The organism is Vibrio sp. V43_P6S15P86 (assembly GCF_009904725.1).
GTDB classification, from domain to species: Bacteria; Pseudomonadota; Gammaproteobacteria; order Enterobacterales; family Vibrionaceae; genus Vibrio; species Vibrio diabolicus.
Genome location: NZ_WXWT01000297.1, coordinates 1 through 22,680 on the forward strand (window position 1 = coordinate 1; position 22,680 = coordinate 22,680).

Consider the following 22,680-nt stretch of genomic DNA (forward strand, 5'->3'; position numbering starts at 1 on the left):
GAATAAGCTCTAATCCTAGTACACCACTGATCCCCATCACCACTAGCAGTGAGACTTTAAACACCGACTTTGACCAAGCGATGTAGTTGCTGTCGTCAATACTGCGAAAGGTCACTTTCGTCCACATAAAGCAAACAACCGCTGCAACCGCTAAGTATTCATACCCGGCTTCACCAAGTAAAAATAACCCCAACGATACGGCCCCAAACGCCACGACATACGCTTTCATGTGTCGATGCGCTTTATGAATGCCCTCTTTAACTGGTAATACGGGAATCCCGGCTTCTCGGTAGTCTTGCATCCGGAACATGGCAATGGCATACGAGTGCGGCATTTGCCAGAGACAGAACATGGTAAAGAGTAAAATCGCTTCCAAGCTAATGAAGTTTGTTACCGCCAAGTAACCCACCAATGGCGGAACTGCGCCTGAAATACTTCCCACTAAGGTTCCATACACCGAGTTACGTTTGTACCACATCGTGTAAAAGAACACGTAATACACGTAGCCAAGCAAAACGACGACAGCGGATAGTGGGTTCACTCGGATAAATAACAGTGCGGTTCCTACCAGCAATAAAGCAAGTGCATAAACAAACGCAATATCGATATTGATGTTGCCTTTCACTGTTTCACGATTTCGTGTACGTGCCATCTTTTGGTCGATATCACGATCAAAAATATTATTCACCACACAACCTGAAGCGATGACTAACCCTACACCAACTAACGTCGTAACGAACAACATTAGACTGGCTGGTTCTGTTTTTGCGGCGAGGAAGAACCCCGCCGCAACAGAAATCAGGTTGCCGAAAATAATGCCCGGTTTAGTGATAGACAAATAACTTTTCAGCATACCTTGGCCTACAACTTCATGTTGACGTTCATGTTGTAGATGATCCATACCGAGCCAGCGATAAGGATAAGTACAACAATGGCGGTAAACATCAGTGATACAAGGTTCCAACGTCCGTCGGATGTTTTTGTTTCCATATGCAAGAAGTATTTGAAGTGAACAAATATCTGCACTAATGCGCATCCAAATAGAATCGCATAGGTTGTTGTATCTGGTAATGATTTCGTCCAAACAAAGTAGAACGGAATTACCGTCAGAATCAGTGAGGCAATAAAGCCTTTCACGTAATCTGACGCACTGGTTTCTACATGTTGATCCATTACATTACCCCCAGTAAGTAAACGATGGTAAAGACACAAATCCAAACGATATCTAGAAAGTGCCAGAATAGGCTTAAGCAGTTAAAGCGCATTGCCATATTGTCGTTCAGACCTTTCGTCGACAGTTGGTGATATGCTACCGCCAACCAAATCAGACCAAAGGTTACGTGCAGGCCGTGCGTACCAACCAACGTAAAGAATGCCGATAGGAATGCACTTGTTTGTGGGCCATAGCCTTCTTCAATCAGGTGATGGAACTCATAGACCTCCATACAGATAAAGCCAAGACCAAGCGCGAACGTTACTAACATCCAACGTTTGAGACCAGCAACGTTGTTGCGCTTCATCGCGATAATGCCAAAACCAAATGTGATACTGCTAAACAGCAGCAGCATGGTTTCGACAAAAACGAATGGGAGTTCGAAAATGTCTTTACCTGTTGGGCCCGCAATTGAATTGCTCGACAGCACAGCGTATGTCGCGAACAAGGTCGCAAACAGTACGCAGTCACTCATCAGGTAAACCCAAAAGCCAAATAGCTTGTTGCCATTCGTGTCATGGTGGTGATCATGGTCGTGATGTGCTGCGATATTAGTTTGCATACGTCACCTCCAGATCATCTTTACTTTCGCTGTCTTTCACTGAGTTTTTCTTCGCTTCTTCAAGCTGAGCTCGACGCTCGGCCTCAATTGCTTTGATCTCTTCAACTTCCACGTAGTAATCCACGTCATCGTTGTAGCTGTGCTGAATACACGTCACGATAATACCGACCAAACTTGCTGCCGCTAGCCACCAGATGTACCAAATCATGCCGAAGCCAAATAGGAGCGACCAAGCCGACACGTAGATGCCTGTTGCCGTGTTTTTTGGCATATGAATACGTTCGTATTCCACTTCTTTAGTTGGATCGAACTCGCCACTTTGTTTCTGGTACCAGAAGGCATCCAGCACATCACCTTTTGGCAGGTGTGCAAAGTTGTAGAACGGCGGTGGAGACGATGTTGCCCACTCAAGAGTACGACCACCCCACGGATCACCAGTTAGGTCACGGTTTTGCTCGCGGTCACGGATACTCACGTAAATTTGGATGAACTGAGACAATATGCCCAGCGCAATCACAACCGTACCTGCTGCGGCAATCGATAACAGTGGGAAGTATTCAGGGTTGATGTCTTGGCTTAAACGACGAGTCATCCCCATAAAGCCCAGCGCGTAAAGCGGTAGGAACGCCATTAGGAAGCCAATAATCCAAAGATAGAACGCGCGTTTGCCCCAAGTTTCATTCATGGTGAAACCGGTCGCTTTCGGGAACCAGTAAGTAATCGCAGCGAAACATCCAAACACCACACCACCGATGATAACGTTGTGGAAGTGAGCGATAAGGAATACTGAGTTATGCAGAACGAAATCTGCGCCCGGAACAGCCATTAGTACGCCCGTCATACCACCAACAGTAAAGGTGATAAGGAAGCCCACCGTCCACATCATTGGCGTCGTAAAGCGGATGCGGCCTTTGTACATCGTGAATAGCCAGTTGAAGATCTTCACCCCTGTTGGGATAGAAATGATCATCGTGGCAATACCGAAGAAGGCATTTACGTTCGCGCCAGACCCCATCGTAAAGAAGTGGTGTAGCCAAACGACAAACGCAAGAATCGTGATAACTACGGTAGCCCAAACTAGCGATGTGTAACCGAACAACTTTTTACGTGAAAAGGTTGCGGTGACTTCTGAGAACACACCAAAAATTGGCAAGATCAAAACGTACACTTCTGGGTGGCCCCAAGCCCAAATCAGGTTGACGTACATCATTACGTTGCCGCCAAGATCATTGGTAAAGAAGTGCATGCCTAGGTATCTATCCAGCGTTAGCAGAGCGATAGTCACCGTTAGGATTGGGAATGAAATGATGATCAAAATGTTTGCACACAGAGACGCCCAAGTGAAAACTGGCATCTTCATCATTGGCATAGACGGTGTACGCATACGCAAAATGGTCGCGAAGAAGTTCACGCCTGTTAACGTCGTACCAACACCTGATATCTGCAGCGCCCAAATCCAATAGTCGACCCCGACTCCTGGGCTTGCCTCAATACCTGAAAGCGGCGGATACGCTAGCCAACCTGTACGACCAAATTCACCTAAGCCGAGAGACATGTTTGTTAGGATGACACCAACAACAAACAGCCAGAAGCTCAAGTTATTCAGATACGGGAAAGCTACGTCACGCGCACCAATCTGTAATGGCACGATGATGTTCATCAGACCAATAACCAATGGCATCGCTACGAAAAAGATCATGATCACGCCATGGGCAGTAAAAATTTGATCGTAGTGATGCGGTGGCAAGTAACCTGCTTCACCCGCAGAAGAAAGGAGTTGCTGACTACGCATCATGACTGCGTCAGCAAAACCACGAACAAGCATCACCATCGCTACTGCGATGTACATGAAGCCAAGTTTTTTATGGTCTACTGAAGTAAACCATTCATTCCACAAATATTGCCACTTTCCGGCTTTAGTTACCGCGTAAACTACGGCTAAACCAACCAGCGCCACAACCGCTAAGGTGATGACGATAATAGGCTCGTGGAATGGAACTGAATCAAGAGTTAATCTTCCAAACATTACGATTATCCTTGGTTTTCAGGCAAACAGTTCATTGAACCAGGATGCTGAGTCACAACGTCGGTGAACAAGAACGGAGGAACGCTAGAGAACAAAGTGACTGGCTCTGCGATACTTGGCGCTGCCAGTGAGCTGTATTGCTCCCAATCTTCAATACGATCAGGGCTCGCCTTCACTTTCTGCACCCAATTTAGGAACGCAGCACGATCAGACATTGCTGAAGCTGTGAACTTCATTTGCGAAAAGCCTTCGCCGCTGTAGTTCGATGCAAAACCCTTGTAGTCACCTTCGTGGTTCGCTATCAGGTTAAGCTTGGTAACCATGCCTGGCATCGCGTAGATCTGTGTACCTAAGCGAGGGATGAAAAACGCGTTCATGATGTTGTCCGAAGTCAGTTTGAACTGCACTGGCACATCTTTCGGGAACGCCACATAGTTCACCGTCGCAATGTTTTCTTCTGGATAGATGAACAACCATTTCCAATCGAGTGACACCACTTCGATGGTCATTGGTTTAACATCACTTTCCAATGGTTTAGAGGGCTCTAGTTCATGAGTCGAACGCCATGTGATCGTCGCAAGAATCGCAATGATGATGATTGGAATTGTCCATACCACCACTTCGATTTTGGTCGAGTGTGACCACTCGGGTGCGTACTCTTCTTCAGTGTTAGAGGCGCGGTATCGGTAAGCGAAGTAAATCGTCATTAAAATCACAGGGATTACAACGATCAACATCAGCAAAAGAGCAGTAATAATTAACTCTTTTTCTTGCACACCAATGGCACCTTTGGGGTCAAGTAAAGCTGAATTACATCCTGAGAGCATAAGTATGACGGACGCCAAACTTCCCCTCGACAAGATGCGTTTATATCTTGAGGCTTCCATTAACTTTCTCGATGGTTGTCTGGTTTCAAAGCAGATGCTAATCAAAGTAAATAAAAGCTCACAAATAGCGCAGAGGTAATGTATGAGAGCAAGAAAAAACTTCGATAAGTAGTTATTCTACTTACAATTTTTCAACTTCGTCATCAAGCATTTAACCAGCTAGAATGAACCGTTATTTGCTACGATACGATTGGTATCAAGCCAAGAACCAGTTGTTATAGTCATTAGAATGTTTATGTGTTGAGCATGAGTAACGTCGGGTTCAGAGCGAAACAAAACGGAATTGAGTGGAGATCAAAACCACACTCTTAGTGTGAGTTTATTGTTACACTTTGAAACACTATGTTACATTTGGCGCATTATGAGGAGTAAAAAGTTAAAGCTCATTAGCCACAACTGGAAACTAACCTTCCATTAATGGAAGTTACACACTTTAAATCGAATATTAACCTCAACACGAATTTCTCGTGCTTCAACAATTGATTATTTAAAAACAAATAGTTGAAACTTAAAATTGATGAGACTGACTATCAACTTCATTTACGCAGATAGCCTTAATGAGAAGCGGAAACTAAAAAACCAAAAGTGTGATCAGCATCAAATTAATGATTTCACTTAATATTTGAGTGGTATTTACATCTCTTTATTGGATTGTGAGAAATCATTCTCAAGGTAAATCCAAACATAAGTTGTAAATACATTTGGGTTGCGCAGAGTTAGCACTCCACAACATAGAAAATGTTGAAATGGAAAGAGACTTATTATTCAGGTCTATCAGAGCCTTATTTCAGTGATCACTTACATACGAATGCCGCCATCCACTTCTAAAACCCTGCCAGTAAAGTAATCACTCTCAATAATGTATTTTACTGCATGCGCGATTTCGCTTGTTTCGCCCATCCTGCCAACTGGGATCATCTTTTCTAATCGCTCTATGGCTTCGGGTTTCATTTGCTCTGCCATCGCGGTATGAACTACACCTGGTGCAACCGCCGCCGCGCGAATACCGTATCTTGCGAGCTCACGAGCCCATGTTGTCGCCATGGTCGCGACCGCCGCTTTTGACGCAGAATAATTGGTTTGTCCGATATTCCCAGCTCTCGCAACACTAGAAATATTGATGATAACGCCTTGGGAGCCACTCTCAATCATCTTGACGGCAGCTTCACGCCCACACAAAAACGTTCCTGTCACGTTAACGTTCATGACCAAGTTGAATTGATCCAAAGACATCTTACTGATCACGCCATCTTTTGCTTTTACAAGTAACCCATCTCTTAACACGCCAGCGTTATTGACTAACCCATTGAGTTGACCAAAATCTTGGATAATCGCTTCAAACGTGGTTTCAACGTCGATTTCGTTGGTGACATCCACTTGATATGTCAACGCTTTCGCACTCAGCATTCGACACTGCTCTTGTGTTTCCATTAAGCCACTGGCGTTTACATCCAACAACGCTAAATCAGCGCTAGCTTGAGCAAGGGTAATGGCCATCATTTGCCCAAGCCCCTGCCCTGCTCCTGTAATGGCAATAACACTACTTTTTATGTCCATATTGGTGCACTCCATAGCTCGTAATGTTCTCTATCTCAACCAGTCTGAGTTGGCCGAAATGATGCGCGTTTTAGGTCACCATCTCGGGCTGGTTTGTCACAAAACTCAGTCTAGCCTTTCTTACTCTTGTATAACTCAAATAAGCTTGAGAAATCGAGCTCGCCGTGGCCGCTCGCGTTGTGGAAAGAATATAAGTTGCGCGCTAACGACCCCATCGGAACCGAAGAATGTGTTTGTAACGCCGCATCTAACCCCAAGCCGAGATCTTTTAGCATGAGTTTGCTCATAAAGCCCGGTTGGTAATCGTGACTGGCTGGCGCACTGTCCATCACGCCTGGGCAAGGATTGTAAAGCTCCAATGCCCAATTTCGGCCAGAGCTTTGCAGCATGATGTTTGATAGCACTTTTGGATCGAGTCCATGATCGATACCTAGGTTTAATGCCTCGCACGTACCAGACATTAAAATGCCGAGCATAAGGTTGTTACAGATTTTCGCCATTTGACCATCGCCTGCTTTGCCAGCATGGAAAACATTTTTTCCCATATACTGCAAAATCGCATTGGCTTTAGAAAACGCTTGATCCGAACCACCAACAATAAAGGTTAATGTCGCCGCTTTCGCGCCAGCAACGCCCCCCGAAACGGGTGCGTCGACAAACAACACGCGTTTATTTGCCGCTTCATTGGCGACTAATCGCGCGGAGTCCGGATCAATGGTTGAACAATCAATCATCAAGGTACTTGGCGAGACAAGATTGAGGACACCTACGCCACCGTGTAAGTCACCAAGATACACGGAACGAACGTGAGACCCTGCTGGTAGCATCGTGATGACTGTGCTAGCACCATCTACTACCTCTTCGATAGAGCTCGCCACTACCGCACCAAAAGGTACTAGTTGCTTTGCGGCTTCGCTATCGACATCGAATACTTGCACGTTAAATCCAGACGCGAGTAAGTTTTGCGCCATAGGATGCCCCATTCTTCCTAAACCGATAAATGCGATGGTACTCATGATCATTCTCCTTATTGACCTAGTGTTTGTTCACCCAAATTAGCAAGCGGATGCTCGTTATCTGACCAAAGCGAGGTAAACAAAGTATCGATAACATCTTCATCGACTTCACTGACACTGTTAAATATCCAGCTCGGCTCGCCATCCCGGTCAATGAGCCGAGAACGGACGCCCTCTTTAAACTCACCTAATAAGGCGCTGCGAATCGATAAACTCAGCTCCAAGCGGAAGCAATCTGCAAGCGGTAAGCTGTGGTATTCTTTCACTTGTCTGAAGCAAATATGCGCGGTGATCGGACTGCCCGATGCGAACGTTTGTTTCGCGTTTTCTATCCACTGGCTATTCCCTTCGATAGCCATGATTCGCTGTGCTATCGCATTAAGATCAAAGCCTTTGCACGCTTCCTCTATCTGATCTAAGTATGGACAAATTTGCGTGGTTGGTTTGCTATCAATAACCTGTTCTTCCATTAATTGTAGTAGCGCAGTTACCAACTCTTTCGCATCTTCTTTGCCCCACTGGAGCCGCTTTAGCTCATCCAGTAAGGTGGGATACTGCTCTTCCAACAGTAACCAATCGGCCAAACCAATAGTGACAGCGTCACTTGAATTCACCATGGAGCCTGTCAATCCGAGGAATAAACCCACTTGCGGATCTATCTGGCTTAAAAACCACGTACCTCCCACATCAGGATACAGTCCAATATTGATTTCTGGCATAGCAAGGCGTGATGTTGTTGTCACAACTTTATGGCTGGTTCCCATAAAAAGCCCCATCCCACCGCCCATGACAATACCTTCTCCCCAACCGATAATGGGTTTGTTGTAAGTGTGAATGAGATAGTCACACTCATACTCCAACGAGAAATAGTTCGTACAGAACTCTACGATTTTTTCTTTACTCTCGTTATGCATGACGTGATACATAGCTCGAACATCACCACCAGCACAGAATGCTTTTTCTCCAGCGCCAGTGAGTACCACACAAGTCACATGCGGATCGTCTTGCCACTTGATAAGCTGATCGTTAAGTTGGACTAACATGTCATACGTCAATGCATTCAATGAAGCGGTGTTGTCTAACGTTGCGATACCAATGCGGTGCACGCCATCTAAGCACTCTATTTCACTGATGGTTACCATCCCTGCCATGTGGCCTCCTATCGGTTTTTCCATTGCGGTGGGCGTTTTTCTAAAAAGGCGCGAACACCCTCAACTTGATCTTCCGTATCAAAGAGATTCAGAAACAACTCTCGCTCTTTCATGAAGCCGTGCTTAAGTGGCGCAGAGCGCATATTTTGAATGAGCGCCTTACATGCGGCGACAGAAGATGGTGACTGGTTCGCAACAGATTCAGCAAGTTCCAGCGCTTTACTTAAAGCTTCACCTTTGGGAACCAGCTCCTCAACTAGGCCTAGTTCTTTTGCTTTGTAAGCGCTGACTTGCTCTCCACATAAAATGATACGCTTTGCCCAGCCTTCCCCTACTAACGCTGTGAGGTTTTGGGTACCGCCAGCGCAGGGCAAAAGTCCGACTTTGGCTTCAGGTAAAGCAAGTACCGCTTGCTCTTCAACTACTCGAATATCACAAGCTAATGCCACTTCTAACCCTCCACCCATGGCGTAACCATTAATAGCGGCAATGGAAACACCACGGAATTCCGAGAGCGTTTCAAAGGCTTCACCAAAGCATCGCGCCATGTCTAACGCAACCGCTTTGTCACCGTCAGAAAATAGCTTGAGATCTGCACCAGCAGAGAAAAACTTTTCTCCACTGCCGGTTAAAACCAGTGCGTAGACCTGCTTATCATTGTTAAGTGTGAGTATCAGCGACTTCAGTACCTTGAGGCTCTCTGCTGTCCACGTATTGGCTGGCGGGTTGTTCATCGTCACCACCGCAACGTGATTAGTGATCGTATGTTGAATGGCTTCTTGGGTTAATGGCATATCTGAATCCTTTCTCAATGAGCAAATACCATACTTTGCTAAAGCAAAGCCGACTCCTCAGAGAGCAAACGACGTGCGATGATCAAACGCATAATTTCGTTCGTTCCCTCCAGAATTTGATGCACACGTACATCTCTGAAATGACGCTCCATTGGATACTCTTTGATGTAACCATAGCCGCCATAAAGCTGCAGCGCGTGGTCGCAAACCTGAAAGCCCACATCGGTTGCAAACCGTTTTGCCATAGCGCAATAAGCCGTGGCATCCGGATCATTTCGGTCGAGCTTGCTGGCGGCATAGCGCACTAACTGCCGCGCAGCCACTAGCTCTGTTGCCATGTCTGCCAATTTGAATTGTAAGGCTTGAAACTGCGCAAGCGGTTTGCCGAACTGCTTACGCTCCTGAATATATTGTGTCGCCTGTTCAAGGGCCTGTTGAGCCGTACCGACGGAACAGGTCGCAATATTTATACGCCCTCCATCAAGCCCTTTCATCGCAAAAACAAAACCTTGCCCTTCTTCGCCCAGTAAATGGCTAGCTGGAATAACGACATTTTCAAAAGTAACCGCTCGTGTTGGCTGGCTGTTCCAACCCATTTTGGGTTCTTTGCGCCCATAGCTGATGCCATCTGCGTGAGCAGGGACAACAAATGCGGACACGCCTTTGGCACCCGCTTCTCCGGTTCGCGCCATCACGACCAAAACATCTGTCTCTCCTGCGCCAGAGATAAAGGTTTTGCCGCCATTCAGCACGTAAGTATCACCTTTTTTGCTCGCAGTTGTGGCCAACGAAGCGGCATCCGATCCCGCATTAGGCTCGGTTAAGCAATATGAACCCAACCACTCGCCAGAGACCAGCTTAGAGCAATATTTGGCTCTCACTTCTTCGTTCGAGAAACTCGCGATCATCCAACTCACCATATTGTGGATAGTCATGAAAGCGGTCGTCGACGTACAGCCCATTGAGAGTTGTTCAAAGATAATTGACGCATCCAAACGGCTTAACCCTAAGCCGCCATGTTCTTCTGGTGTGTAGAGACTGAGAAACCCCAGTTCCCCCGCCTCTCTCAATACGTCTTTGGGGAAGATCTGCTTTTCATCCCACTCCGCCGCCATCGGTGCTAAACGCTCATCGACAAATTGTTGAGCGGTATCGGCAAATGCACGTTGATCTTCATTAAGTTCAAAGTCCATAAAAGCTCCTTTTATTCACTCAGCGCAGTTGGATGGTCAGATTGGGCCCCGTTGGAATATCGTCATCAAACCAACGTGCCGTCACCGTTTTAGTCTCGGTATAAAAACGTACCGCTTGTTTACCATACGCATGTAAATCACCATAGAAACTGCCTCTCCAACCAGTAAAGGAGAAAAATGGTAAAGGGACTGGAATAGGCACATTGATCCCAACCTGACCGACTTGAATGTCATGCTGATATTTTCTCGCAGCAGCGCCATTAGCCGTAAAAATGGAAGTGCCGTTCCCGTATGGGTTGCGATTCACTAACTCAATGGCTTCTTGTAACGTATCCACTTCCATGCAAACCAAAACGGGGCCAAATATCTCTTGGGTGTAAATCGACATATTCGCTGTTACACCGCTAAACAAGGTTGGGCCAATCCAGTTTCCATCGGGAAAGCCTTCCACTTCACACTGACTGCCATCCAGTTCACACACTGCGCCCTGCTGCTTGCCATCTTCAATTAGGTCCAATACGCGTTGTTTAGCTTGTTCACTGATGAGTGGGCCATAAGCAGCCTGTTCATCATCCCAAGGCCCTGGGTGTACTTTCGCCATCGCCAGTTTCAGGTCTGCAATCCATTGTTTTGAATCGCCGACAAATACCGCAACAGAAATTGCCATACAGCGTTGCCCCGCAGCCCCAACGGAGGCTCCGATTAGGTTATTCACCACTTGATCTTTGTTTGCATCAGGCATGATCACCATGTGATTCTTTGCACCAGCAAAAGCTTGAACACGTTTAAAATGTTTAGTCCCTGTGGTGTAGATATAACGGGCAACGGGAACCGAGCCAACAAATGACACCGCTCGAATATCAGGATGAGCCAGAAGAAAGTCGACTTGCTCTTTGCGGCCATGAACAATCTGCAACACCCCTTTTGGCGCGCCGGCTTGCTCAAATAGTTCGGCTAAACGAATAGAGGTCAATGGCACTTGTTCGGAGGGTTTGAGCACAAACGTATTGCCCGCAGCGATAGCGATTGGGAACATCCACAACGGAATCATGGCTGGAAAGTTAAACGGCGTGATCCCACAACACACACCTAAGGGCTGAATCATTGAGTAACTATCAATATCCGTGGCAACGTTTTCGACGGTTTCTCCCATCATGTTGCTAGCAATGTTTGCCGCCGCCTGTTCAACCACCTCGATACCACGCCACACATCGCCTTTGGCATCCGCTAAAATCTTACCCGTCTCATGAGAAAGCAGTGTGGCAAGCTCATCATGATGCTCTTTGAGCAAGTGCTGATAACGCAGCATAACTCGGGCACGCTCGGATATTGCCACTTCCTTCCAGGATTGGAATGTCTCTTTCGCATTATCAATGGCGGCTTCCATCTCGTGCTCTGTGGAACATGGAACGTACGCAATGACATCATTAGTGGCGGGATTGGTTACCTCAACCCAATCCGATGTTTGAGATTCACGAAACTCGCCACCAATAAACAAGGGAACCAAACGAGTCATCATTTACTCCTTTCTGATTTCAATTAAAGCGGTATTTCAATGCCTATCGCCGTGGCTTCTCCACCACCGATACAAAGTGACGCAACACCCCGCATCACTTTTTTGGCGTCTAGATCACCGTCGGTACCTAAAGCTTGTAGCTGACGCAAACTATGAATCAATGTCACCAGAATTCGTGCGCCACTTGCGCCTATCGGATGCCCGAGTGCACACGCTCCGCCTTTAATATTGACTTTGCTCATATCAAGCCCAAGTTCTGCTACCGCGATTTGTGTCACGACAGCAAAGGCTTCATTGATTTCCCACAGATCCACTTCGTCAATTGACCAATCCAACTGGGACAACAACTGTTCAATCGCATAAACGGGAGCCAAAGTATATTCAGCAGGTTTTCTGGCGTGTGTGGCGTGAGACTTGATAACGGCGAGTGGCTCAAGACCTTGGTGGATCGCAGTCTCTTCATCCATTAGAACAAGCGCTGCAGCGCCATCGGAAATCGCACTCGAATTAGCAGCGGTCACCGTGCCTTTTTTATCAAATGCAGGTTTGAGTTGAGGGATTTTATCCAGATCAACCGAGCGCGGGTGCTCATCGTAATCCAGCGTTCCTTGTTCTGACTTGGTGTTGAGTTCAATCGGTGAGAGCTCGTCGGAAAATAAGCCTCGCTCTTGAGCTTCCAACGCACGTTTTGCCGACATCACTGCCCATTCGTCCATTTGCTCTCTGGTAAACTTAAGCCTGTCTGCGACGTGCTGAGCATAAACACCCATTAAGTGCCCTTCGTACGCATCTTGCAATCCATCGAGAAACATGTGGTCATACGTCGACTGGTGGCCCATGCGCATTCCCTTTCTCGCCTCTTTCAATAAATACGGCGCATTGGTCATACTCTCCATACCACCAGCAATGGCCGTTCGAATCGTTCCAGCTTTGATAAGATCGTGCGCCAACATGACGCTCTTCATGCCGGAACCACACACTTTATTGATAGTCGTGCACCCTACACTCATGGGTAAATCCGCACCAATTGCCGCTTGTCTCGCCGGGGCTTGCCCACAACCCGCAGGGAGCACACATCCCATGAAGACTTCATCTACAGATGTCACATTCACTTCGTGCATTGCGGCCTTGATCGCCAGTGCGCCTAATTGGGGAGCGGAGTAAGTTTGCAACTTTCCTTGAAAGCGCCCGATCGGCGTTCTCTTCGCGCTGACAATCCAGATGTCTTTTTCCATGATTCGCATTCCCTTGAGGTATATGTGAACACTAGACTGACTGATAACGCCCTTGCATGACATTGCTTACCAAGTGCTACGCCAGTCTTTGTCGCCCTTTCTCACTGACAAACTTTCATACTGCGATTTCTTGACGTTTACGTAAGCATAGCACTAGCCTTTACAATGAGATGAAAAAACACACCAAGTAGGCGTTTATCTTTCAAAATTTGCGTTCGGCCTTTCCGTTGAAGGTTCGATTTCCAGAAACTGGATTTTTATTCGAGGTAAGTATGTTATGGAAAAATACAAGATCAGTGACCTCGCCAAGGAGTTTGATATTACCACTCGCAGTATCCGGTTTTATGAGGACGTAGGTCTGATTGAACCAGAGCGAAAAGGCAACATGCGCGTTTATCAACGCAGAGATAGAATTCGCCTCAAACTGATTTTGAGAGGGAAACGGCTCGGTTTTTCACTGGCAGAAATTCGTGAACTTTTCGAGCTCTATGACATGCAACAAACCGAAGGACAGTTATTGAAAATGCTCAATATCATTGAAGAGAAACAAGCAGTCCTACAACAGCAACTCAATGACATCAGCGTCGTAATGGCAGAGTTGAATGCCGCTAAAGAACGCTGTATTCAAACACTCAAAAGCAAAGAGACATAACCGCTATACTCAAATAGCGACACTGCAATCGGCTTTTCCACCTTACCTCTGATATCGGGAGACGTTATGAAAAGCACCTATACCCCACTCAATTTCGGACTTGGTGATACCATCGATATGCTCCGAGACCACGTTAATGCCTTTGCTACGGAACATATTGCTCCCATCGCCGCAGATATAGACCGCGATAACCAGTTTCCGAAGCATTTGTGGCCTTTGTTTGGAGATATGGGGTTGCTTGGTGTCACCGTCGATGAAGAACTTGGTGGTGCAGGCATGGGATACCTTGCTCACGTTGTAGCGATGGAAGAGATCAGCCGAGCCTCTGCCTCCGTCGCTTTAAGCTACGGCGCTCATTCTAACCTGTGCGTCAATCAGATCTTCCGCAATGGCACGCCTTCTCAACGCAAGAAATACCTTCCCAAACTCATCGATGGTACGCACGTTGGCGCTCTAGCTATGAGTGAGCCCAATGCAGGTTCAGACGTGATAAGCATGCAACTGAAAGCGGAGAACAAGGGCGACCATTTTGTACTGAATGGCAACAAAATGTGGATCACCAACGGTCCCGACGCTGACATAGTAGTGCTTTACGCTAAAACGGATGTCAGCGCAGGTTCACGAGGTATTACCGCATTCATTGTTGAACGCAACGTCGAAGGTTTCAGCCATGCTCAAAAGCTGGACAAACTAGGTATGAGAGGCTCGAACACTTGCGAACTTGTATTTAACAATTGCGTAGTGCCGAAAGAGAATATTCTTGGCGAGCTGAATCAAGGCGTCGAGGTGTTAATGAGTGGACTAGATTACGAGCGCGTCGTCCTCGCTGCCGGACCACTCGGGATAATGCAAGCTTGCATGGACATTGTGGTCCCGTACGTACATGAACGAGAGCAGTTTGGAAAATCCATTGGCGAGTTTCAGTTAGTTCAGGGCAAGATCGCCGATATGTACTCTCGAATGAGTGCAGCAAAAGCGTATGTATATACCGTCGCAGCGGCTTGTGATCGAGGTAACGCAACACGCAAAGATGCCGCAGGAGCGATTCTGTACAGTGCAGAACTCGCCACACAAATGGCACTTGATGCAATACAGTTGCTCGGTGGGAATGGCTACATCAATGAATACCCTGCTGGTCGTTTGCTACGTGATGCAAAGCTTTATGAAATCGGCGCGGGTACCTCAGAGATTCGCCGCATGTTAATAGGCCGAGAACTGTTCGAAGAATCTCGCTAAGGGAACATACGACAAGGAAGTCATTATGGCCATTATCAAAAGTAAAACTAAGCCAACTGACGAGTTATTTCTTTCCAATAAAGCTGCGATGGAAACGTTGGTCACTCAACTGAATCAACACATCGAGACCATCAAACAGGGAGGCGGTGAAAAAGCCATTCAGCACCAGAGGCAAAAAGGAAAACTCCCCGCCCGAGAACGCATCGCGCGCTTGCTTGATGACAACACTGACTTTCTTGAAATCAGCCAGTTTGCCGCCTGGCAAGTGTATGACGAATCCATCCCCTGCGCTGGCGTTATCGCCGGCATTGGTTTCATAGCGGGGATTCAATGTATGGTCATCGCCAACGATGCTTCGGTAAAAGGCGGAACCTACTACCCACTCACGGTAAAAAAACACCTTAGAGCGCAAGAGATAGCCCAACGTTGCCAACTCCCCTGCGTATACTTGGTGGACTCCGGTGGCGCAAATCTCCCTCATCAGTCCGACGTCTTCCCCGACAAAGAACACTTTGGTCGCATTTTCTTTAACCAAGCGAGGATGTCAGCAAAAGGCATCCCTCAGGTTGCTGTTGTGATGGGGCTTTGCACTGCTGGGGGCGCATATGTTCCTGCCATGGCGGATGTGTCCATTATGGTCAAAGAGCAAGGCACCATATTTTTGGCGGGACCGCCTCTAGTTAAAGCGGCCACTGGCGAAGTCGTGACGGGTGAAGAGCTCGGCGGTGCAGACGTGCATTGTCGTAAATCTGGTGTTGCTGATTATTACGCTGAAAATGATGAGCATGCCCTAATGCTTGCCCGAGAAGCCATTGCCAATGCCAATGCCAATGCCAATAGAGCGAAACCGATTAAGCCGGAAAACACCGTGCTACCTCCCCGCTACGATGCTGAAGAAATCTACGGAATCGTGAATGCCAACTTACGACTATCATTCGACGTTCGAGAAGTCATTGCCCGCATCGTCGATGATTCTGATTTTGACGAATTCAAAGCCTTGTACGGCAGAACGTTAGTGTGTGGCTTTGCTCGCATTCACGGACACTTGATCGGCATTGTGGCAAACAACGGCATCTTGTTTTCTGAATCGGCACAAAAAGGCGCGCACTTTATTGAACTTTGCGCCAAACGGAAAACACCGCTTCTCTTTCTCCAAAACATTACCGGATTTATGGTCGGGAAAAAGGTGGAAGAAGAAGGCATCGCAAAACATGGCGCCAAGCTGGTGATGGCCGTCGCTTGTGCTGACGTACCGAAGTTTACCGTGATCATCGGTGGATCGTACGGCGCTGGCAATTATGGCATGTGCGGCCGAGCTTATGATCCAACCATGATGTGGATGTGGCCGAACGCTCGTATTTCTGTGATGGGCGGAGAACAAGCGGCAGGCGTCTTAACACAAGTTCGAAAAGACGCGAAGGAACGCCAGGGAGAAGCGTGGTCAGAGCAAGAAGAACACACTTTTAGAGAATCGATCATAGACTTGTATGAAACACAAGGACATCCCTATTTTGCGAGCGCTCGGCTATGGGATGACGGAATTATTGACCCTAAAAAAACGCGTCAGGTGTTGAGTCAAGCGTTAATGGCAGCATTAAACGCCCCCATTCCTGATAGCGAGTTTGGCGTCTTCAGAATGTAAACATCCAAAGATGAATTAAGGAAGTAAGTATGCAGGAAATGCAACCAAGCATTATTCCCAACGCCCAAAGGCAAGATGATGTTCTTTGGCATGTCGATGACAATGGCGTAGCAACCATCACTCTAAACAGAACAGCCAAGCACAATGCTTTTGACGCTTGTACGATCGACTTGCTGATCCACCGCCTAGATTATCTCGCTTTACGAACGGATGTGCGATGCTTGGTATTAAAAAGTAACGGCAAGCACTTTTCATCCGGGGCCGACCTGAATTGGATGCAGTCGATGGCCGACAGCACGAGGCAAGATAATTTCGTTGATGCCCAAAACTTGGCAAGACTCATGGAAACACTAGATTCGTTCCCTCAACCCACCATCGCGGTTGTACAAGGCTCCGCTTACGGCGGCGCGCTGGGATTGATTTGTTGCAGTGATATCGCCATCGCGAGCCAATGTGCTAACTTTTGCTTAAGTGAAGTTAAGCTTGGTTTAGTTCCGGCAACCATTGCGCCTTACGTCATGCGCGCGATGGGGAATCGACAAGCTAGACGCTATATCTTAAGTGGTGAAGTCATTTCAGCCGAGGATGCCGAACGGTTTGGTATTGTACATGAAGTGAAAGAAGCCAAACAACTTGAAAGTGCGGTCGATAGCGTGATCAAGACGTTACTACTTAATAGCCCAGATGCGATGCGTAAAGCAAAAACGCTCTGTCACCAATGTCATCAAAACCCCATCGATCAACAACTGATTCACTATACCAGCAAGCTCATTGCGGACATTAGGGTATCGCCACAAGGCCAAGATGGCTTGCAAGCGTTTCTTGAAAAACGAAGCCCAAGTTGGATCACCAAATCACAGGACAAGTAATGCTGCCTTCCAAAGTAAATATTGTCGAAGTAGGTCCACGAGATGGGTTGCAAAATGAGTCTCCTGTTGCGACCCAGACTAAAATCCGGTTGATCAACTTACTCTCTGATACTGGGCTAACGCATATTGAGGCGGGCTCTTTTGTTTCGCCCAAATGGGTGCCACAAATGGAGGACTCAACAGAGGTCATGAAAGCAATAACAAGGCGAAATCATGTTACTTATTCTGCCCTGACACCAAACCTAAAAGGCTTCGAACAAGCCTTGGAGGCTGGTGCCAATCAGGTCGCAATTTTCACTTCATCATCAGAAGGATTCTGCCAACACAATATCAATTGCTCGATTGCAGAAAGTTTAACTCGCTTCGAGCCTGTAATGCGATTAGCCACCAAACACGGCATCCCTGTTCGAGGTTATCTATCCTGCGTTGCCGATTGCCCTTACGACGGTCCGACAGACCCTAGGCAGGTGGCGAGCGTGACCAAATCGCTCATCGATTTAGGGTGCTATGAAGTATCCTTAGGCGATACCATCGGCACAGGCACGCCAAATCGAATTGCTGCTATGCTGGAAGCCGTCATGTTGGTTGCACCTCTTCCCCAGCTTGCTGTCCATTTCCACGATACATGGGGACAAGCACTCGCCAATATTCATCAAGCATTGAGTATGGGCATCAATACCATCGATAGCAGTGTAGCTGGGCTGGGTGGATGCCCATACGCTCATGGTGCCTCGGGGAATGTCGCGACGGAGGATGTACTGTATTTATGCCAAGGATTAGGGATCGAAACGGGGATCGACTTAGAGCTACTGGCTAAAGCTGGCTGGATGATCAGCGAAGAGCTGGGTCGGCAGCCTACATCAAAAGTGTCATTAGCATTGCGTAACCGCGTATTATCACTTTCGTAGAAGGCCATCCGGCACCTCAAATTCTCCCAACCCAAGTTAATTTGCTCTACTTTCGAGTAGGGAAGCGAAACCGCCCGCCAGTACGATAAATAATTAGAGAGAATAAGATAAGCACACAGCCTACTAGCTTATTTGCCGTTAGCACTTCGCCATACCACAGCACGCTTAGAATGACGGTCCAAACTGGCTCTAATATCATGATCAAGGCAGCATTACCTGCCTGAACAAATTTTTGCCCCATGGTTTGCATTACGTAACGCAAGCTCGTCGCTAGCAAAGTGCTCAACGCGAACCACCACCAAATGGAGGAGTCAACCTCTGCCGGAAAAGACTCCATAAAGAAAGAAACCAACAAACCTAAACAACCAGCAGAAAAAAGCTGCACGCAAGTAAGCAGCAACACAGGCAATTTTTGAGAATATTTACTGTTCACATTAAAGTGAAGCGCAAGAACCAGTGCCGCCCCAAGAAACCAAAATTGACTGGCCGATTGTTTCCAGCCACCAACTAAAGAAAGACAAGCAAGACCTAATACAGCGATAGGCAAAGAAAGCCAGAAAATTCGTTGTGGTCGTTGACGAAACATAACCCATGCAACAATCGGCACAAACAGCATGGAAAGGCTCATGATAAATGCGCCTTCCCCGAGAGTATCACTGATAGAAATGGCGTAAATCCATGTCATAACGGCACTGCCTAACAGGAGCCCGACACCACCAGCAGAAAGCACATCTCTCAAATTCGCTTTCAGCAAAGGTCGATAGCACAACGGCAACAGACAGAGCGATGCAATAGTAAATCGCGCCCCGATAAAGCCAAAAGGTGGTAAGCCCTGTATTGTTTCCTTAGAGAATATCCAGCCAAGTGCCGCGATCATCGTCGTCGCAACCAGAATAACCGTCGCTTTGCGTTCTGAGTTAAACATAAGTACTCACAAAATATGGAACACACAATAGCGCAGCAAGAGAGTTTTACTGCGCTATTGTGTAAATTTGAAAGGGGTTTGTGTCGAGCGAAAAAGTGAAAGCCCGATCCTCTCCTGTATTGTTGTCACGCAGATTGAAGTTCTGCTTCTAGATACATTAAATGCAGGCAAAGTCTTAAGGCAAGCCTTTTCGCATACTAAATTACTTTAGCATTCTATACAGCAAGCAAACTGGCTAAAACCTGTACGGGGTGTCGAACTACCTCTCCTTCAAAACGCTTAACTTGACTGCGGCAGGAGTACCCCGTGGCTAACACACGCTCAGTGGGCAGGTTCTTTATATTCGGTTTCCAACTAAGCTGATATATAGCTTCAGACGTACTTTTCTTATCCACTTCATGTCCGAATGTCCCAGCCATGCCACAACATCCCGTAGGTATGACTTGCAGATTTAAGCCAAAGTGCTGAAAAATAGACTGCCAAGATTTCTCAGTCTCCGGTATTTTGGTCTTTTCTGTGCAATGCGCCATCAAATACCAAGGCTCTTCATCCGATACACGTACTGGCGGCCATTCATTAAGTGTATCCACCAACCACTCATGAGCCGTATAAACTGTAAATTCGCCTCGCTTCTCTTTTAGAGCCTGATGGTACTCATCACGATAACAAAGAACTAAGGCCGCATCGACACCGATCATAGGAATTTCAAGCTTAGCAACTTGGTTGAGAAAATCCGAAGTGTTTTGTGCATTTCTGGCGAATTTCTTAAGGAAACCTTTTACATGTTGAGCTTTCCCATTAGGTTTGAAAGGCAGAACAACAGGATGTTTCCCTAACCGCTGCAATAACTGAATAAAATCCGCAACCAACTCGGCTTCATAAAAGCTGGTAAATGGATCTTGAACAATCAAGACGTAATTTTGCTTAACTTCTGGGGAAAGCGATTCTAGATACACAAAGTCAAACGGGCTCACGCCAAGTGCCTGACATCGACTTTGCAACGTAGGGATCGATAGCACTGGCGAATCAATAAAACCGATGGATGTCTCTAATACTTGCGTAACAGGCCTACTAGATGCGATTCGATTAACCAGCTTGGGAGCTTTTGCCATAATCGGCAGCAGTTGCTCAATATTCGACACCAGATAGTCGCGCAGAGGTCTGCGATAACGTGAGTGATAGAGGTGTAAAAAACGCGCTCTAAAATCAGGCACATCAACTTTAACAGGACACTGACTCGCACACGCTTTGCACGCTAGACAGCCATTCATCACCTCATAAACTTCATGCGATAGGTCATCAGATGCAGGGCGAGATATCAGTTGACTCAGCTTCTGAGCCAAAAGCTTAACCGATAACGTTTGATTGAGAAGTTGCTGTTCGTTAGCGAGCAAATCGAAGCCACTGTCATTAAGGCGACGCAGCCATTCACGCATTATCCCAGCCCTCCCTTTCGGAGAGTGGCGACGATCGGCTGTTACTTTAAATGATGGACACATTGGGCTATCAGCATCGTAATTAAAACACAGCCCATTGCCATTGCAAGACAGCACGGGCTTAAGCGACTCTCGGACTGCTACGGGGATCTGACGATCATAGTAGCCACGCTTGGTCGCTGTGACTTTTACCATTTCAGCGTCGCTATTCAGTGGTGTGCAAATCTTCCCCGGATTCATTTTATTGTCGGGGTCAAACGCCGCTTTAATACGCCTTAATTCAGTAAAGAGCTCATCACCAAAGAAGGCTGGTCCATATTCTGAGCGATATCCTTTACCGTGCTCCCCCCACATTAAACCATCGTATTTTGCCACCAATGCGACCACATCATCGGACAGTTGATGCATCAACGCTTCTTGCTCAGGGTCACACATATCGAGCGCCGGACGCACGTGAAGAACGCCAGCATCCACATGCCCAAACATGCCATAATGCAGGTTATTGCGGTCTAGCAACGTACGAAATTCCGCGATAAAGTCCGCTAAATTTTCAGGCGGCACACAGGTATCTTCCGCGAATGCAATCGGCTTTGCCTGACCTTTAGTCGCGCCAAGCAGCCCAACCGCTTTCTTGCGCATTCCATAAATAGCTTGGATGTCTTTGGGGTCGCGACAGACTTGATAGCCGATGATACCACTGCGTCGATGAACGATTTCTTTATCAAGAATTAAAAGTAAGCGTTCAACTTTATCCTCAATATCATCGCTTTGACTGCCTGCGAACTCGACAAAGTTAATCCCTTGCATCTCTTTGCCCTGTACATCTGAGATCGCATGTTTTACCGAGTGCCAGACAATATCTTCTCTTGCAAGATTGAGTACCTTTGCATCAACCGTCTCAACCGATAGCGCCTCTGCTTCGACCATCAAGGGCGCATTTCGTAGCGCAGAGTCAAAACTATCGTATTTAACGTTCACTAATAGTCGCGTGGTAGGTATTCGCGTAAGATTGAGCTTGGCTTCAGTGATAAAAGCTAACGTACCTTCAGAGCCACATAATATTCTCGTGACATCAAACTCTTCACTCTTGTCGTTGATGGCGTTTTTTAGGTCATAACCAGTAAGAAATCGATTCAGAGGAGGAAACTTATCCAGAATCTGTTGACGCTTGTCTCGACAAACTTCCTCCGTAATTTTTAACGCTCGCGATACTACATCACTGTTTAACCATTTGTTTTGTTGAATTGCTTCGGTATCGAGAACCGAACCATCCGCCAATACGGCTTTGAGCTCCAACACATGATCCGAGGTTTTACCATATTGCAAAGAGCCTTGGCCTGATGCATCAGTATTAATCATCCCACCTAATGTTGCGCGGTTGCTGGTCGACAGATCTGGCGAGAAGAAATAACCATAAGGGCGAACGATGTCGTTGAGTTGATCTTTAACTATCCCAGTTTCCACTCTCACCCAGCCTTCCTGCTCGTTGATCTCTAACACTCGATTCATATAGCGAGACAGATCAACCACGATCCCCGAGTTCAATGATTGTCCGTTGGTGCCCGTTCCGCCTCCTCTGGGCGAAAAGGTCAGGTGTTTAAATTCATCACGAGCACTGACCTTGCCAAGTATTACCACATCATGATGGTTGGCAGGAAAGACGACCGACAACGGAAGTTGCTGGTAGACGCTGTTGTCAGTCGCCATACTCAATCGAGTGGTATAGCGAGCATCAGTATCCCCCTTGAAACCAAGCTGTTTAAGGGTGTTAAAGAACTTGATAACCACAGGATCAGAGGAAACCTGTAGCGGAAGGGCAGGAAGCATAATTTGAATCAGTGCCTTACGGTTGTCTTTTTAGG

The 22,680-nt window shown here is 47.0% G+C and carries 19 protein-coding genes; 5 read left to right on the forward strand and 14 right to left on the reverse strand.

Features of this window, described 5'->3' with window-relative positions; genetic code table 11:
* The 12 genes from cyoE to CAG69_RS13230 all read right to left on the reverse strand — a co-directional run.
* Positions 1–901, reverse strand: a 901-nt coding sequence (gene cyoE / locus CAG69_RS13175) for a heme o synthase (protein WP_161444581.1), incomplete at its 3' end; no start/stop codon positions are given.
* A complete protein-coding gene (gene cyoD, locus CAG69_RS13180; protein ID WP_012842490.1) occupies positions 862–1,173 on the reverse strand; it encodes a cytochrome o ubiquinol oxidase subunit IV in 312 nt (103 codons plus the stop codon). The genes cyoD and cyoE, both read right to left, overlap by 40 nt.
* A complete protein-coding gene (gene cyoC / locus CAG69_RS13185) occupies positions 1,173–1,775 on the reverse strand; it encodes a cytochrome o ubiquinol oxidase subunit III (RefSeq protein ID WP_005375782.1) in 603 nt (200 codons plus the stop codon). The genes cyoD and cyoC overlap by 1 nt, the downstream gene beginning before the upstream one ends.
* On the reverse strand, positions 1,765–3,801 hold the full coding sequence (cyoB, locus tag CAG69_RS13190; RefSeq protein ID WP_161444583.1) for a cytochrome o ubiquinol oxidase subunit I: 2,037 nt from the start codon (positions 3,799–3,801) through the stop codon (positions 1,765–1,767). Before cyoB ends, cyoC begins: the two co-directional genes overlap by 11 nt.
* 5 nt (positions 3,802–3,806) lie before the next feature.
* Complete coding sequence (cyoA, locus tag CAG69_RS13195; RefSeq protein WP_005388604.1) at positions 3,807–4,688, reverse strand: ubiquinol oxidase subunit II; 882 nt, start codon at positions 4,686–4,688, stop codon at positions 3,807–3,809.
* A 798-nt stretch (positions 4,689–5,486) separates the two neighbouring features.
* Complete coding sequence (locus CAG69_RS13200) at positions 5,487–6,245, reverse strand: SDR family oxidoreductase (protein ID WP_161444584.1); 759 nt, start codon at positions 6,243–6,245, stop codon at positions 5,487–5,489.
* 110 nt (positions 6,246–6,355) lie between these two features.
* Positions 6,356–7,261 carry a 3-hydroxyisobutyrate dehydrogenase gene (gene mmsB, locus CAG69_RS13205; protein ID WP_005375775.1) on the reverse strand — a complete coding sequence of 302 codons (906 nt, stop codon included), beginning with the start codon at positions 7,259–7,261 and terminating at the stop codon, positions 6,356–6,358.
* An 11-nt stretch (positions 7,262–7,272) separates the two neighbouring features.
* Entirely contained in the window at positions 7,273–8,412 is a 1,140-nt protein-coding gene (locus CAG69_RS13210) for an enoyl-CoA hydratase/isomerase family protein (protein ID WP_161444586.1), read from the reverse strand.
* 8 nt (positions 8,413–8,420) lie between these two features.
* Positions 8,421–9,206, reverse strand: coding sequence for an enoyl-CoA hydratase (locus CAG69_RS13215; protein WP_161444588.1), 786 nt, complete (start codon positions 9,204–9,206; stop codon positions 8,421–8,423).
* Between the two features lie 38 nt (positions 9,207–9,244).
* Complete coding sequence (locus tag CAG69_RS13220) at positions 9,245–10,399, reverse strand: acyl-CoA dehydrogenase family protein (protein WP_161444590.1); 1,155 nt, start codon at positions 10,397–10,399, stop codon at positions 9,245–9,247.
* A 19-nt stretch (positions 10,400–10,418) separates the two neighbouring features.
* The gene (locus tag CAG69_RS13225) at positions 10,419–11,915 is read right to left on the reverse strand and encodes a CoA-acylating methylmalonate-semialdehyde dehydrogenase (RefSeq protein ID WP_161444592.1); all 1,497 of its coding nucleotides are present in this window, start codon (positions 11,913–11,915) and stop codon (positions 10,419–10,421) included.
* A gap of 23 nt (positions 11,916–11,938) precedes the next feature.
* Positions 11,939–13,150, reverse strand: coding sequence for a thiolase family protein (locus CAG69_RS13230; RefSeq protein WP_161444594.1), 1,212 nt, complete (start codon positions 13,148–13,150; stop codon positions 11,939–11,941).
* Positions 13,151–13,427: 277 nt separating this feature from the next.
* Between CAG69_RS13230 and CAG69_RS13235 the strand changes: the two genes are divergently transcribed.
* From CAG69_RS13235 to CAG69_RS13255, 5 genes are all read left to right on the forward strand, one after another.
* Positions 13,428–13,802: a MerR family transcriptional regulator gene (locus tag CAG69_RS13235; RefSeq protein ID WP_161444596.1), complete on the forward strand. Its 375-nt coding sequence runs from the start codon at positions 13,428–13,430 to the stop codon at positions 13,800–13,802.
* A gap of 66 nt (positions 13,803–13,868) precedes the next feature.
* Positions 13,869–15,038 carry an isovaleryl-CoA dehydrogenase gene (locus CAG69_RS13240; RefSeq protein ID WP_161444598.1) on the forward strand — a complete coding sequence of 390 codons (1,170 nt, stop codon included), beginning with the start codon at positions 13,869–13,871 and terminating at the stop codon, positions 15,036–15,038.
* 25 nt (positions 15,039–15,063) lie between these two features.
* Positions 15,064–16,680, forward strand: coding sequence for a carboxyl transferase domain-containing protein (locus CAG69_RS13245; protein WP_161444600.1), 1,617 nt, complete (start codon positions 15,064–15,066; stop codon positions 16,678–16,680).
* A gap of 29 nt (positions 16,681–16,709) precedes the next feature.
* On the forward strand, positions 16,710–17,549 hold the full coding sequence (locus tag CAG69_RS13250; RefSeq protein WP_046873650.1) for an enoyl-CoA hydratase-related protein: 840 nt from the start codon (positions 16,710–16,712) through the stop codon (positions 17,547–17,549).
* A complete protein-coding gene (locus CAG69_RS13255) occupies positions 17,549–18,457 on the forward strand; it encodes a hydroxymethylglutaryl-CoA lyase (protein WP_161444615.1) in 909 nt (302 codons plus the stop codon). The genes CAG69_RS13250 and CAG69_RS13255 overlap by 1 nt, the downstream gene beginning before the upstream one ends.
* Positions 18,458–18,503: 46 nt before the next feature.
* Here CAG69_RS13255 and CAG69_RS13260 read toward each other — a convergent pair whose 3' ends face one another.
* Positions 18,504–19,382: a DMT family transporter gene (locus CAG69_RS13260; protein WP_161444602.1), complete on the reverse strand. Its 879-nt coding sequence runs from the start codon at positions 19,380–19,382 to the stop codon at positions 18,504–18,506.
* Between the two features lie 215 nt (positions 19,383–19,597).
* Positions 19,598–22,645: a D-2-hydroxyglutarate dehydrogenase YdiJ gene (ydiJ, locus tag CAG69_RS13265; RefSeq protein WP_161444604.1), complete on the reverse strand. Its 3,048-nt coding sequence runs from the start codon at positions 22,643–22,645 to the stop codon at positions 19,598–19,600.
* Positions 22,646–22,680: the final 35 nt, after the last annotated feature.